The sequence below is a fragment of the Streptomyces sp. NPDC091280 genome (genome assembly GCF_044768565.1).
In the GTDB taxonomy this organism is placed as follows: domain Bacteria; phylum Actinomycetota; class Actinomycetes; order Streptomycetales; family Streptomycetaceae; genus Streptomyces.
The window spans coordinates 302,603-316,222 of the sequence record NZ_JBIVUZ010000007.1 but is presented as its reverse complement, the minus strand read 5'-3'; the positions used below and the strand labels follow the sequence as shown (position 1 = coordinate 316,222).

Genomic DNA, 13,620 nt, shown 5'->3' with positions numbered 1-13,620 from the left:
GCGCTGTCCGTCAAGGGCCCGGCAGGAGCGTGTCAGGTGGCAGGCAGCCCGTACACACGGTCGAAGTGCTGGGCCACGATGTGACCGGCTCCGTCGCAGGAGATCTGCCAGTCGTTGACACCGGTCTCGCGGCCGTCGGTGAAGTTCCACAGCAGCCGGCCGGAGGCGGTGTCGACGGCGTAGAAGCCGTTCTTGTTCTCGAAGGCGGGCACGTAGACGGTGTTCGGGCCCACGGCGATCGGGCTGTCGACGTTGAGCCGCGGGGTCGGGCAGAACCAGCGGCGGATGCCGGTCGCCGCGTTGAAGGCGTAGACGCCGTAGGGACTCGTGCCGGTGGCGTAGACGGTGTTGCCCGCCGCGCCGAGGGAGGCGAACAGACCCTTTTCGGCCATCGCCCGCCAGCGGAGTTTTCCGGTGCTCAGGTCCAGGGCGATGAGTTCCGAGCCGATGGCGAAGACGGTCCGGCCCAGTACCGCGAGTCCGGGCCGGAGGTCGTAGCCCACCGGGTGCCGCCAGCGCAGGGTGCCGCCGTCGGCGGTGTTGCGCACGGCGATGTTGCGCAGTCCGTCGGCGTAGACGAAGTAGTCGGCGGTGACGACCGGTTGCAGCGGGATGCCGACGTCCTCCGGGCTGATGGGGATGACGACGGCCTGGCGGGCGGTGAGGTCGACGCCGAAGACCGCGTTGGTGGAGGTCGCCACGCCCTGGTCCGCCGACCGGCGGTGCAGGCTGGCGCCGAGGACGGACACCGCGTAGCCGTCGTAGGTGCCGAGCAGCTGGTCGAACTGGAAGGTCTGGCCGAAGTCCATGGTGAAGCGCTCGCTGCCGTCCGCCGGGTCGACGCCGATCACGGTCGAGCCGGTGCCGAGGGCGATGGCGGCGCCGTAGGTCAGCAGGACGGGGGTGGGGGAGAGGCTGATGCCCTCGTAGACCCACTTCGCCCGGGAGCCGCCCGCGAGATCGAGGCAGACCATGTTCCCCGGACGGGCCTTGAGCAGGGCCGTGCCGCTGTTGAAGGCGGCCGGGGTCTGGAGGAACGGGCCGCCTCGGTAGACCCAGGTCGGCTCCGGGGCCGGGCCGAGCGGGCGTCCGGCCTGTCCGTCCGTTCTTCGGCGCGCCGCCACGAGAGCCGCGCCCCCGGCCACGGCCGTCGCCGCGGTGGCGGCGAGCACCACGCGGCGCGACACGGGAAGCCGTCCTGAGACGCGGCGGTGCCCCGGCTTGAGCGGGCGTCCCGCGGCCGGTGCGGGGGGAGGGACGGAGGGCGCTCCCGCCCGCGGTCCGAAGGCGGTCCCGCTGCCGGAGGCGCCGTCCGGCTCGGGGTACGTTCCGGCCTTCTCGTCGTCCGCTTCGGCCTCGTCGCCCGGGGCGGTGTTCTCCATCGTCCGCACGAGGAGGTCGAGATCCGCGGCGGCGGCACGGTGGTCGGCGATGGCGGCGGTCACCGGCGCGGGCAACCAGCCCTCGGTCAGCACCTGTTCGGCGCCGCCGGGCGCGCAGGCCGCGGAGAGGCGGTGCGGGTCGATGCGCAGCGCCGGGTCCTTGGCGAGACACAGGCTGATGATCTTGTCCAGTGGCTCGGGCACCGCACCGAGGTCGGGCGAACCGTGGACCACCTGGTAGAGGACGGCCGCCGACGCGCCGCCGCTGAACGGCGGCCGGCCGGAGGCGGCGAAGGCGAGGACCGAGCCGAGACAGAACATGTCTCCCTCCGGTCCCATCCGCTCGCCGGTGGCCTGCTCGGGACACATGTACTCAAGGGAGCCGAACAGGGTGCCGGATCCGGTCAGTTCGTAGCCGTCACGGGCCCGGACGATGCCGAAGTCGATGACGCGCGGGCCGTCGGCGGCGAGCAGCACGTTGGACGGCTTGAGGTCGCGGTGCACCAGGCCCGCCGCGTGCACCGAGATCAGCGCCTCGGCGATGCCCGCGCCGAGGGCGAGGACCGTCTCCACCGGCAGCGGCCCGTGGTCGGCGACGGCCTCGGCCAGGGTGGGGCCGGGTATGTAGGTGGTGGCGAGCCAGGGCGTCTCGGCGTCCGGGGCCGCGTCCAGGACGTGTGCCGTGTAGGTGCCGCCGACCGCAGCCGCGGCGGCCACCTCGCGGCGGAAGCGGGTGCGGAACTTCTTGTCCTCGGCCATCTCGGGGCGGATGACCTTGACCGCGACCGTGCGGCCGGCCGCCGAGGTGGCCAGATAGACCCGGCCCATGCCGCCCGTGCCGAGGCGGGCCACAAGGCGGTAGGGACCCAACTGCTGGGGATCTTCTGGGCGCAGTGGCTTCATGCCCTCAGCCGCCTGTTCTCGGTGGAGGCCGAGCGGGTGTTCAGCCCGCTGTGTGTGGGGGAGAGACCCGGACAGGTTTCTGGGGACAGATTAGAGGCTGGAGTGACGGGTGGGGTCAATTCCTCGTAGCCGTTCATCTGCGGCCGGAGGCGGCTGACCGGTCCTCCGGCCGCTTCCCCAGGGCCATATGACGGAGCGTCAGAACTCGGGTCACCTGTGGGCCGTCCAGCGGAAACAGTGCGTGATGCGCAACAGGGACGGGGTGGGCCCGCCGTCGTGGCCGGATACCTCCGATGTGCTCAAGGTCACCCGGTCCTCTTCGTCGTCCATGGCGGTTCGGGCGCCTCGGTGTGGTCCGTGCCGGGTCGGCAACGCTCGTACCGGTGACGGTTTTTGTGGGCAGTGGTGCCGAAGTATCGATTCGGCTAACACCTATCCGGGTTGTGCAGGAAATGTGTGAACGCCGTGATTGAATCATGCACAACTCGGCCTGGTGGCTTGAACTCGACCGTTCGGTTCCCCGTGTCCTGTCTCCGTTCGCAGGATGTCCGCGCGCTCGTGCACGTCCGCCCGGCCGAGCCGGTACGAACGTGCGGCAGGGGCGGGAGTGGTCGATCCGCGCGTGCCCCTGCCGTGGCGCACCCTGTGTCCCCGCGCGTCTCCCGACCGGAGGCCCGCGACCGGCGCGGCCCGGCGGTCTCCGTGGCCCGTCGGACGACAGCGTGCGCACGTCACCGTGCCGGCCACCGCGACTGCGGTGCCGCCTGCCGTCACGTACGTGAAGGGAACCCTCGATGACCGCCACCGTCTCCGACTTCTACTACGGCGCAGTGACACCTGTCGCCGCCTACCTGATGGCCTGCCTGGGCGCGGCCCTCGGGCTGCGCTGCACGACCCGTTCGCTGCGCCGGCCGCAGCACAGAGCCCGGTGGCTGGCCATGGGCGCCGTCTCGATCGGCTGCGGCATATGGACCATGCACTTCATCGCCATGATCGGCTTCAGCGTCCAGGGCGCGCTGGTGAACTACGACACCACGAAGACGCTCCTGAGCCTCCTCGTGGCCATCGTGGTGGTCGCCGTAGGCGTGTTCCTCGTCGGCTACCGGGGCGGCTCACCGCTGAACCTCGGTGTCGCGGGCGTGGTCACCGGACTCGGTGTCGCCGCCATGCACTACCTCGGCATGGCCGCCATCGAGACGAACGGCACCCTGCACTACAACCCGACGACCGTGGTGCTGTCCGTGGTCATCGCCGTGGGCGCCGCCACCGCCGCGCTGTGGGCGGCGGTCTCCATCCACGCGCTGTGGGCGAGCCTCGGCGCGAGCCTGGTCATGGGTGTGGCGGTGACCGGCATGCACTACACCGGCATGGCCGCGGTCTCCGTGCACCTCACCCACCAGGCCGCTTCCACGCAGTCCTCGGCCGACCTGGTCGCGTTCCTCCTGGTCATGCTGGCCGGCCCGCTGATCGTCCTGCTGATCGCCGCCGTGATCGTCATGTTCGACCCCGACATGATGCTCGGGGACGATGTGCCGCTGGTGCAGACGCCCGCGCCCGCCCCGCTGTTCGGCGGCGACCCCGGCTTCCCGGCGCAGCAGCCGGCCCAGCAGTCGCAGTCGCGCACCTCCTGGTGACCTGATCCCGGAGACCCCCGAACACCCACGGCCGTCCGGGCCCGTCCCCGGGCGGCCCTCCCCGCGCTCAGTGCTCGCGGCTGCCGTTCTCCGCGGCGGGAGTCCGGGCACCGTCCGGCGCCGCGTCCCCGGTCCTGGCCTCCAGCGCGCGCACCACGGCCACCATGTCCTCGCCACCGTGTCCGCGCGCCACGGTCTCGGCGAAGAGGGCGTGGCAGACGTCGAGGAGCGGCGAGGCCAGCCCGGCCCTGCGGGCGGCCTCCGCGATCAGCCGGTTGTTCTTCAGCACGTCCGTGGCCGCCGCCTGCACGGCGAAGTCACGGTCCACCAGCTTGGGCGCCTTCACCCGGGACACGGCACTGGCCAGCGGTCCCGCGTCCAGCACCTCCCGCAGCAGACGCTGGTCGAGCCCGTGCCGCTCGGCGAAGTGGAACGCCTCGGCGAGCCCGGTGACCTGGGTGATCAGGAACAGGTTCACCGAGAACTTCATCAGCAGCGCCCCCGGAACCGCACCGCAGCCGAACGACTCCCGGCACACCGGAGCGAGCAGCGGCCGTACGGCCGCCACGGCGTCGGCGTCCCCGGCCAGCATCCCCACCAACTCGCCCCGCTCCGCCGGGACCCGGGACCCGGAGACCGGGGCCTCGACATATCTCCCGCCCGCGATGCGGACGTCCTCCTGGAGGCCGGCCGAGTACTCCGCCGAGGTCGTGCCCATGTGGACGACGGTGTGTCCGGCGACGCGCGCGGCGAACCGCGGGGTGCCACGGCCGAGTACGGCGTCCACCGCCGCCTCGTCGGCCAGCATCAGGAACACCACGTCGTCGGCCCGCTCGAAGACCTCGTCGGGGTCCGCCGCGACCTCGGCCCCGGCGGCCCGCAGCGGTTCGGCCCGGCCGGGCGTGCGGTTCCACACCACGAGGGGTGTTCCGGCGCGGGCGAGGTTGAGTGCCATGGGCTGCCCCATGACCCCGAGGCCGACGAAACCCACGTATGCCACGACACACCACCGTCTCCGTCCGGGGCGAGGCCGGAGTGTTCGTCGCCCGCGTCGCCCTTGCTCATGACCGTCGTCATAGTAGTGGTCTCTATGACGACGGTCATAGAGTGGAGTCCGGAGGGCGTGAGCCCGGGAAGCGTTGGCCCCGAGGGCGGCGTGTGTGCGACGGTGACGGAGGCGGGTCGGAGATGGCGGCGGCGGAGGTGTCCCGGTACGGGGCGCGCGAGCGGATGGTCTTCAGCGCGGCGCAGCTCATCCGGCGCGACGGGGTCGCCGCCACCGGAATGCGCGATGTCGCCGTCCACGCGCAGGCGCCGCGCGGTTCGCTCCAGCACTACTTCCCGGGCGGCAAGGAGCAGTTGGTCAACGAGGCCGTCGGCTGGACCGGCCGCTACGCGGGCCGGCGCGTCGACCGGTTCCTGGCCGCGCTGTCCGAGCCGACGCCGAGCGGGCTGTTCGGTGAGATGGTCCGCCAGTGGACCGACGAGTACGAGGCGGTCGGCTTCGCGGGCGGCTGTCCGGTGGCCGCCGCCACGGTGGACCGCGCGGGGGCCGGCGAGACCACGCGCGAAGCCGCCTCCGCCGCCTTCGCCACCTGGAGCGGTTCGATCGCCCGCGCCCTCACCGGGATGGGAGTGCCCGAGGAGCGAGCCGAAGCCCTGGCCACCCTCATGATCAGTGCCCTGGAGGGCGCGATCCTCGTCGCCCGCGCCGAGCGGGACGTCCGCGCCCTGAGGACCGTGGCACGGGAACTCGGCCCCCTGCTCGACGCGGCGGTGCGCGAGGACACCCGACCCCGCGCCGAGGACCATCCGTCGGAGCACCGTTGACCAGCGTGTCAAGCATTTCGACCTGGTTCACAAGGCACGGCAGCCGCACTCCCGCCGCCCTACGATCGCGCGCATGCTGATGCGTCGGACATTTCGGTTGATCATCGTGCTCGCCGTGGCCCTGGCCGGAGCGGTCGGGGGCGGCGCGGACACGGCCACGGCCCAGGGCGGCCGGTCCTCGCACGACCGGCAGCTCCTCTTCTACAACCACTCCTACGGCGTCTTCGACCGGGAGACCGCCGACGCCGTCGAACACTCCGACTACCTGCGGGAGTTCGCCAATTTCCAGGTCCGCACCACGACGGGAACCGGTGGACAGACCTGGACCGGCCGCTACCTTACGGGCCGCGAGACCTACCTCGAACTCTTCGGCGTCGGTGACGTCGCCGGCCAGGACGGCACGCTCGGCTCCGCGGGGCTGGGACTGTCGACCGAGCGGGCGGGGGACCTCGCGACAGTCACCGCACGGCTGAAGGACGAAGGGGTCGCGGACCCCGTCGCGTTCCTCCAGACCCGGGACTTCGGCGACGGCGTGCCCGTGCCGTGGTTCGATGCCGTCCTCACCGCCACCGAGTACGACGCCTTCGGCGCCTGGGCGATGGAGTACCGGCCGGAGTACTTCGCCGACCCGCGCGGCAACACCGAGCCGCCGAGCTTCCCCGGTGACGTCGGCCGTGAGCGCTACCTCTCCGACGACTACCGCACCCACCTCATGCGGGACGTCACCGCCGTACGGATCGCGGTCACCGAAGGCGATCTGGCCGACACCGTGCCGCTGCTGCGGGCAGGCGGGTTCACCGTCCGGACACTGGCGGGCGGTGGGGTCCTCGCGGCCGGCGGCGGCACGACGATCCGCCTCGACGCCGTACCGCGCGAGAACGCGGGCATGCGGCGGATCGACCTGTCGCTCAACCGGCACGTGCGGGACCGGCACGTGGAGCGGATCGGCAACTCGACCCTGACGGTCGGCCCCGGCAGCCGGGCGGTGTGGACGTTCGCCCGCAACGGCACCCGGTAGGGGCCCGGACGGACCCCGTCCCGCGCTGTGTGATGCTGACGTCATGACTGCTCAGGACCAGGTCTCCGTCGTCCGCCGGCCGGCCGGGGAACTCTCCGCCGAGGACGGCACGGCCGCCCTGCTGACGGCCTACCATCTGCGCACGGAGGCCGAGAAGGGCCGTGCCGTCCCCGACGCGGACGGTCTGCCGGACCGCTACCGCGCCGAGATCTCGGACCCGCGGACCGCCTTCGCCGACGACACCGTGCTGCTGGCGCTCAGCGGCACCACCCCCGTGGGCTGCCTGATGGTCACCGCCCCCGCCGACGGCCGCTCCGAGATCAAGCGGCTGTGGACGGACCCCGCACACCGGGGCCGCGGCATCGCCTCGGACCTCCTGCGCGCCGCACTCGCCCACGCCGCCGAGAACGGCACGGACACCCTGCGGCTGTCGGTGTGGAACTGGCGCACCGGAGCCGTCGCCCTCTACGAACGGTTCGGCTTCACGGCCACCGAGTCCTGGGACGACCGCGACCAACTGGTCTGCATGGAACGCGCCGTGTGAGCCGTACCCCGCGCGAGGGGTACGGCTCACAACTCCCTTTCTACGACTGTCCGTTCGGACCCGTCTGGGTGGTCTCGGGTGTTTCGGCGGGGGTGGGCGGCCGACCCGTCGGGGCCGTTGCGGGGCCGGGCTCGGACTGGTGGCCGCCGCGCAGGGCCGAGGCGACGGCGGAGACCAGCGCCATGCCCGCCGCCACGCCGAAGACGATGGTCAGGCCGTGGTGGAACGGGCCGGACACCAGCCGGGGGAAGAAGGAGTGCCCGGTCAGTACGGCACGCTGGGCCGCCGAGACCTGGTCCAGGACGCCGTTGGCGGAGAGCAGGTGCTGAATGGGGTTGTTGCCGAGGAACGTGGCGAACAGCGTGCTCACCGGCGGCAGCGACGCGGCCTGCTCGGCGGCGCCCGCCGGCACACCGTGCGCCTGGAGCCCCTGGCTCAGCGTCCCGGGCAGCGAGGAGGCGAGCCCGGAGACCATCAGGGAGAAGAACACCCCGATGGACAGGGCGGTGCCCGAGTTCTGGAAGGTGGAGCGCATGCCCGAGGCGACACCCCGGTACTCGCTGGGCACGCTGCCCATGATCGAGGACGTGTTGGGCGCCGAGAACATGCCCTGCCCCAGCCCGTTGAGCAGCAGCAGCGCCGCGAACATGCCGTAGTCGAAGTCGATGGGCAGGGCCAGCAGGCCGACGAAGGACAGGGCCACGAGGACGAGGCCGACCGTCGAGAACATCCGGGCGCCGAACCGGTCCGACAGATATCCGGACACGGGCCCGGCGACGAGGAAGCCGACCGTGAGCGGAAGCATGAAGATGCCCGCCCACAGCGGGGTGTCCTCGTAGTCGTAGCCGTGCAACGGCAGCCAGATGCCCTGGAGCCAGATGATCAGCATGAACTGGAGCCCGCCGCGCGCGATGCTCGTGAGCAGCGCGGCCAGGTTGCCCGCCGCGAAGGCACGCACCTTGAACAGGGCCAGATTGAACATCGGTTCGGCGATGCGCGTCTCGACGAAGCAGAAGATCAGGAGCAGGACGACTCCGCCGATCAGGCCGCTGAGCACCCACGGGTTTCCCCAGCCGGTGGCGCTGCCGCCGTAGGGCTGGATGCCGTAGGTGATGCCCGCGAGGAGGATTCCGGCGCCGGCCGCGAAGGTGAGGTTGCCGAGCCAGTCGATGCGGCCGGGGCGGCCCGCCGAGGTCTCGCGCAGGCTCAGGTACGACCAGATGGTGCCGGTGATGCTGATCGGCACGCTCACCCAGAACACCGCGCGCCAGTCGACGACGGCCAGCAGCCCGCCGGCGAGCAGACCGAGGAACTGGCCGGCGAGGGCGGTGATCTGGTTGACGCCGAGCGCCATGCCGCGCTGCCGGGCGGGGAAGGCGTCGGTGAGGATGGCGGCCGAGTTGGCGGTCAGCATCGACCCGCCGAAGGCCTGCACGATCCGCCAGAGGATCAGCCACATCGCGCCCGCCCCCGCCCGGAACGGGTCCAGGGACAGCGCGACGGACGCGCACGCGAAGATCAGGAAGCCGATGTTGTAGATCCTCACCCGGCCGAACATGTCACCGAGCCGGCCGAGCACGACGACCAGCACCGCCGACACCAGCAGATAGCCCAGGATCATCCACAGCAGATAGCCGATGTTGCCCGGCGCGAGCGGATCGAGGCCGATGCCCCGGAAGATCGCGGGCAGCGAGATGATCACGATGGAGGCGTCCATCGTGGCGATCAGTACCCCGAGCGTGGTGTTCGACAGCGCGATCCACTTGTAGTTCGGGCCCGGGGGAGTGTCCTTGCGGCGGGCCGGGCGCACGGCACCGAGCAGGGACGGGCGCTTCGGTCGCGGTCGGGCCCCTTGTCCTTCGCCGGGTATGTGCGCGCTCTCGGTCACAGCCGCTCCGCAAGTCGGTCGAGGAGGGGGAGGGCGGACGCCAGCGCCGCGCGCTCCTCCCCGGTGAACTCGTCCAGGACGACGGCGAGGCGCTGCACCGACTCCGAGCGCCGCTCGGCCAGCATGGCGCGTCCCTCGTCCGTGATCGCCAGGATGCTCCGCCGCCGGTCCGCGGCGTCGGGGCTCCGGCGGACGAGCCCGCGCTGTTCGAGCAGCGCGAGCGTGCTCGCCATCGCCTGCGGGCGCACCCGCTCCAGTTCTGCGAGGGACGAGGGCGACTCCGAGCCGTCCCGTGCGAGCCGGGCCAGCACGGAGACCCCGGAGAGCGAGACGTCCCCCACGGCGTGGGCCTGACGCAGCCGCCTGGTCACCCGCCCGACCGCGAGCCGTAGATCGGACGCGAGTCGCGTGGTGTCGTTCGTACTGTCCACCTTCACGGTTACTAACACTAGATTTAACAGCCTGAACTGCTCAATCAATTGTTAGTAAATTGCGCGAGGAGATCACCGATGGCGCGAGGCCGTCCCGCGGGACTGTTCGTCGGACTGTGCACCCTGGACGTCATCCAGCTCGTGGACCACCCACCGGGCGCCGACGAGAAACTCACCGCGCGCGACCAACTGGTCGCCGCGGGCGGCCCGGCGGCGAACGCGGCGGTTGCCTTCGCCCACCTGGGCGGTACGGCCGCGCTGCTGACCGCGATCGGCCGCCACGCGTTGGGAGCCGCGGCGACGACGGACCTGAACGCGTCGGGAGTGACGGTCACCGACCTGGCCGCCCACTCCCTGGAACCCCCCGCCGTCTCCTCGGTCCTGGTGACCGAGGCCACCGGGGAGCGCGCCGTCGCCTCGACCAACGCGACCCGGCACCGGCTCGCCCCGCCCGACGATCTCGACGCGCTGCTCGCGGCCTGCGACATCGTCGAGTTCGACGGCCACCACATGGAACTCGCCGTGGCCACGGCCCGCGCCGCACGGGCCGCCGGCCGTACGACCCTCTTCGACGGCGGCAGTTGGAAGCCCGGCACCGAGACCCTGCTCCCCTTCATCGACGTCGCCGTCTGCTCGGCCGACTTCCACCCGCCCGGCACGGACACACTGCGGTTCCTGCGGCAGCAGGGGGTCGCCTGGTCGGCGGTCAGCGCGGGAGCGGCGCCCATCGTCTGGGCGGCCCCGGACGCCGAAGGCACGGTGGACGTGCCCACGGTCCGGGTGGCCGACACGCTGGGCGCGGGAGACGTCCTGCACGGCGCCCTCGCCCACCACCTCGCGCGGCGGGCCGCTCGCCCGACGACGGAGCACTTCGTGGCCGCGCTGACCGCGGCGGCCGAGGTCGCCTCACGGTCCTGCACGTCGTTCGGCACCCGGGCGTGGACGGCGGGCCGGGGCCCGAGCTGAGCACGGCACGCCCTCGTCCCGTCGGAACCTTGCCTCACAGCTCAACGTGCTTACACTGAGCCGCTGTTGATCTTCACGGGAGGAAAGTATGACGCGCACGCCGTCTCGACGTACCGCTCTGCGTGGCCTGGTGGGGGCCTCCGCCGTGGTCGTCGGCTTCGATCCACTCACCCGCGCCTGGGCGGTGACCGACTCCGGGTCGGCATTGCAGGGGGTGCCGCGGCTCGACGGGACACTGGTCACCGACGACGCCTCGCTCACCGCGGACTCCGACGACTTCGGGCACATCGTGCACCGCAGGCCGGCCGCGGTGCTACGGCCCGGCTCCGTGCGGGACGTCGTCGCGATGGTGCGGTTCTGCAATCTGCACGGCCTGCGCGTCGCCCCGCGCGGACAGGGCCACGGCACGAACGGGCAGGCGCAGGTCGAGGGCGGGCTCATCATCGAGACAACGCCGCTGGCCTCCATCGGGGCCGTACGGAAGGGCAGTTCGCACGTCACGGTCGGTGCGGGCGCGAAGTGGAGCGACGTCGCCAAGGCCACCCTTGCCCACGGTCTGACCCCGCCCGTCTTCACCGACTACCTCGAACTCTCCGTCGGCGGCACCCTGTCCGTCGGCGGCATCGGCGGCCAGACCCACCGGCACGGCGCACAGGTCGACAACGTCCTGGAACTCGAAGTCGTCACCGGCGCCGGGGAGTTGCTCCGCTGCTCCGCCACCCGGCACCCCGACCTGTTCCACGCCGTGCTCGCCGGACTCGGACAGTGCGCGGTGATCGTCGGCGCCACCCTGCGCCTGGTGAAGGCCCCGGAGACCGTACGGCACTACCTCCTGCCGTACTCCGACCTGCGGACCTTCCTCGACGACCAGCGCCTCCTGGTCACCGAGGGCCGCTTCGCCTACGTCGAGGGACAGGTCGGCGCGGACACCGCCGGATCGTTCGACCAGTTCACCATCGAGGCCGTCGCCTACGGGCCGCCCGTGGGGGACACCCCCGACGACGCCACGCTCCTGAAGGGGCTGCGCCACACCGCGTCCGGCGTCCAGACCGCCGACCTCGGCTACTACGACTTCCTCGACCGGCTCGCCCCCTCCGTCGCCGCGCTCAAGTCCGCGGGCCTGTGGGCCTACGCCCACCCGTGGCTCAACCTGCTGCTCCCCGGCCACCGGACCGCCGACCTCGCGGCCACCCTCCTCGACGAGCTCACCCCGGCCGACCTCGGACCGGGCGTCGTACTCCTCTACCCGGTGCTCCGCGACCGCCTCCACACCCCGCTGCTGCGCGCGCCCGACGACCCGGTGCCGTACCTCTTCGCCGTCCTGCGGACCACCGCGCCCGAGGACACGGCCACCGTCCAGCGGCTGCTGAACGCCAACCGGTCCGCCTACGACCTGGCCGACGCGGCGGGCGGCACGAACTACCCGGTCGGCTCCATCCCCTTCGAACCCGCCGACTGGAGAAGGCACTTCGGGCCGGTGTGGAGCCGCTTCGCCGCCGCCAGGAAGACCTACGACCCGAAGGGGATCCTGGTGCCCGGACAGGGCATCTTCTGACCGAGGAAGCCGCGCCGGCCGGGCGGCGGACCGGCTAGCGCGCCTCCTCGTGACGGCGGCGCGGTGCGGACGTCCGGCCCGACGCGGTGGTCCCACGGGAGGCCGCGGCGCGGGCCGGACCGTCCGGGAGCGTGAAGGCGAACAGGGCGGTCACCGCGGCGAGGGCGGCCAGGGCGAGATAGGCGTGCTGGTAGGCGGAGACGGGCGGACTCGCCGCGGCTCCCGCCGGTGTGCTCAGCACCAGGGCCGTGGTCACCGCCGCCGGGGCGAAGGCGCCGCCGGTCTGCCGTACGACGGTGTTGAGCGTCGACGCCTGGGCCAGGTCCTTGCGGGAGACGGTCGCCAGCGAGGCCACCGTGGTCGGCATGAAGACCCCGCCCATGCCGACGCCGAGCAGGAACATGTACGCACGGAACGTCCACAGGCCGGTGCTCTGATCGCAGGTGGCGAAGAGCAGCAGGACCCCGCTCACCATGGCCAGGCCGCCGCCGATGATGATCCTGGGACCGACCCTGGAGTACAGGATCCCGGCGATCTGCACGGTCAGCAGCACCCCGAAGGCCTCGGGGAAGGTGCTGGTGCCGGACTCCAGCGCCGAACGGCCCTGCCCCTGCTGGAGAAAGAGCGGGCCGAGGTACATCGCGCCCAGGATCGGCACCAGGCCCACCAGGTTGATCAGATTGGTGTCCCGGAAGAGCCGGTCGGCGAAGAGCCGCAGCCTCAACAGCGGTTCGGCGACGCGCAGTTCGAAGAGGACGGCGGCGATGAGCAGGACCGCGCCGAGTACGAGGGCGGTGACGACGCTGGCGGAGGACCAGCCGCGGTTGGGGCCCTCGCACACCCCGAACATCACGGAGCCCAGGGCCGCCGCGCTCAGCAGCAGCCCGGTCAGGTCGAACCGGCCCGGCCGATGACCCCGGTGCTGGGCCAGGAAGACCGCTCCGAACACCACGGCGGGCAGGCCCAGCGGCAGGTTGACGTAGAACACCCAGCGCCAGGACAGATGGTCCACCAGCAGGCCGCCGAGGATCGGCGCGACGGCCGGGGCCAGCTGCTGCGGGACGATCATGTACCGGGAGATCCGCACCTGCTCCCAGGAGTTGAAGGTGCTGTAGAGCAGCGAGGACGCGGCGGGGAAGAGCAGCCCGGCGGACAGGCCCTGCACCGCGCGGAAGGCGACGAGCTGACCGAGGTCGGCCGCCGCGCCGCACAGCAGTGACGAGCCGAGGAAGCCGCCGAGCGCGGTGAGCAGCACGCGCTTGGCGCCGAACCGCTCCACCAGCCAGGCGGAGGCGGGGATGGCCATGGCCAGACAGACCGGATAGACCACGACCACACCGTCCAGCGCGGCCGTGGTCAGCTGGAACGTGCGGGCGATGGAGGGGAGCGCGACGGTCGTGATGGCTCCGTCGACGATCGCGATGAACGTCACGCAGACACACATGACGGGCACGACCAGACGCTGGCCC

11 protein-coding genes are annotated in these 13,620 nt (G+C 72.0%); 6 read left to right on the top strand and 5 right to left on the bottom strand.

Annotation, left to right across the window (positions count from 1 at the left end):
• Positions 1-32: 32 nt before the first annotated feature.
• A complete protein-coding gene (locus ACIQPR_RS22615; RefSeq protein ID WP_403651050.1) occupies positions 33-2,285 on the bottom strand; it encodes a PQQ-binding-like beta-propeller repeat protein in 2,253 nt (750 codons plus the stop codon).
• Between the two features lie 794 nt (positions 2,286-3,079).
• Between ACIQPR_RS22615 and ACIQPR_RS22610 the strand changes: the two genes are divergently transcribed.
• Complete coding sequence (locus tag ACIQPR_RS22610) at positions 3,080-3,919, top strand: MHYT domain-containing protein (RefSeq protein ID WP_403651049.1); 840 nt, start codon at positions 3,080-3,082, stop codon at positions 3,917-3,919.
• Positions 3,920-3,986: 67 nt separating this feature from the next.
• On the opposite strand, the gene ACIQPR_RS22605 is transcribed toward ACIQPR_RS22610, so the two are convergent.
• Complete coding sequence (locus ACIQPR_RS22605) at positions 3,987-4,919, bottom strand: NAD(P)-dependent oxidoreductase (RefSeq protein WP_403651047.1); 933 nt, start codon at positions 4,917-4,919, stop codon at positions 3,987-3,989.
• A gap of 188 nt (positions 4,920-5,107) precedes the next feature.
• Between ACIQPR_RS22605 and ACIQPR_RS22600 the strand changes: the two genes are divergently transcribed.
• The 3 genes from ACIQPR_RS22600 to ACIQPR_RS22590 all read left to right on the top strand — a co-directional run bounded on the left by ACIQPR_RS22600 (position 5,108) and on the right by ACIQPR_RS22590 (position 7,311).
• Positions 5,108-5,749 carry a TetR/AcrR family transcriptional regulator gene (locus ACIQPR_RS22600; protein ID WP_403651045.1) on the top strand — a complete coding sequence of 214 codons (642 nt, stop codon included), beginning with the start codon at positions 5,108-5,110 and terminating at the stop codon, positions 5,747-5,749.
• 97 nt (positions 5,750-5,846) lie between these two features.
• Positions 5,847-6,767 (top strand): DUF5829 family protein, encoded by a 921-nt coding sequence (locus tag ACIQPR_RS22595; protein WP_403651488.1) that lies wholly within the window; start codon positions 5,847-5,849, stop codon positions 6,765-6,767.
• 43 nt (positions 6,768-6,810) lie between these two features.
• Positions 6,811-7,311, top strand: coding sequence for a GNAT family N-acetyltransferase (locus ACIQPR_RS22590; RefSeq protein ID WP_403651043.1), 501 nt, complete (start codon positions 6,811-6,813; stop codon positions 7,309-7,311).
• 40 nt (positions 7,312-7,351) lie between these two features.
• Here the strand turns inward: ACIQPR_RS22590 and ACIQPR_RS22585 are convergent, their stop codons facing one another.
• Both ACIQPR_RS22585 and ACIQPR_RS22580 read right to left on the bottom strand, forming a co-directional pair.
• Entirely contained in the window at positions 7,352-9,199 is a 1,848-nt protein-coding gene (locus ACIQPR_RS22585) for an MFS transporter (protein WP_403651042.1), read from the bottom strand.
• A complete protein-coding gene (locus ACIQPR_RS22580) occupies positions 9,196-9,636 on the bottom strand; it encodes a MarR family winged helix-turn-helix transcriptional regulator (protein WP_403651040.1) in 441 nt (146 codons plus the stop codon). Before ACIQPR_RS22580 ends, ACIQPR_RS22585 begins: the two co-directional genes overlap by 4 nt.
• A 72-nt stretch (positions 9,637-9,708) precedes the next feature.
• On the opposite strand from ACIQPR_RS22580, the gene ACIQPR_RS22575 reads away from it, so the two are divergent.
• Positions 9,709-10,596 (top strand): PfkB family carbohydrate kinase, encoded by an 888-nt coding sequence (locus ACIQPR_RS22575; protein ID WP_403651038.1) that lies wholly within the window; start codon positions 9,709-9,711, stop codon positions 10,594-10,596.
• Between the two features lie 88 nt (positions 10,597-10,684).
• A complete protein-coding gene (locus tag ACIQPR_RS22570) occupies positions 10,685-12,151 on the top strand; it encodes an FAD-binding protein (RefSeq protein ID WP_403651037.1) in 1,467 nt (488 codons plus the stop codon).
• Between the two features lie 34 nt (positions 12,152-12,185).
• On the opposite strand, the gene ACIQPR_RS22565 is transcribed toward ACIQPR_RS22570, so the two are convergent.
• On the bottom strand, positions 12,186-13,595 hold the full coding sequence (locus tag ACIQPR_RS22565; protein WP_403651486.1) for a DHA2 family efflux MFS transporter permease subunit: 1,410 nt from the start codon (positions 13,593-13,595) through the stop codon (positions 12,186-12,188).
• Positions 13,596-13,620: the final 25 nt, after the last annotated feature.

Excerpts from the sequence above, each read along its gene's own strand:
- ACIQPR_RS22570 (WP_403651037.1), top strand. The coding sequence starts at position 10,685 with ATGACGCGCACGCCGTCTCGACGTACCGCTCTGCGTGGCCTGGTGGGG.
- ACIQPR_RS22565 (WP_403651486.1), bottom strand. The coding sequence starts at position 13,595 with ATGTGTGTCTGCGTGACGTTCATCGCGATCGTCGACGGAGCCATCACG.
- ACIQPR_RS22615 (WP_403651050.1), bottom strand. The coding sequence starts at position 2,285 with ATGAAGCCACTGCGCCCAGAAGATCCCCAGCAGTTGGGTCCCTACCGC.
- ACIQPR_RS22600 (WP_403651045.1), top strand. The coding sequence starts at position 5,108 with ATGGCGGCGGCGGAGGTGTCCCGGTACGGGGCGCGCGAGCGGATGGTC.
- ACIQPR_RS22610 (WP_403651049.1), top strand. The coding sequence starts at position 3,080 with ATGACCGCCACCGTCTCCGACTTCTACTACGGCGCAGTGACACCTGTC.
- ACIQPR_RS22575 (WP_403651038.1), top strand. The coding sequence starts at position 9,709 with ATGGCGCGAGGCCGTCCCGCGGGACTGTTCGTCGGACTGTGCACCCTG.
- ACIQPR_RS22590 (WP_403651043.1), top strand. The coding sequence starts at position 6,811 with ATGACTGCTCAGGACCAGGTCTCCGTCGTCCGCCGGCCGGCCGGGGAA.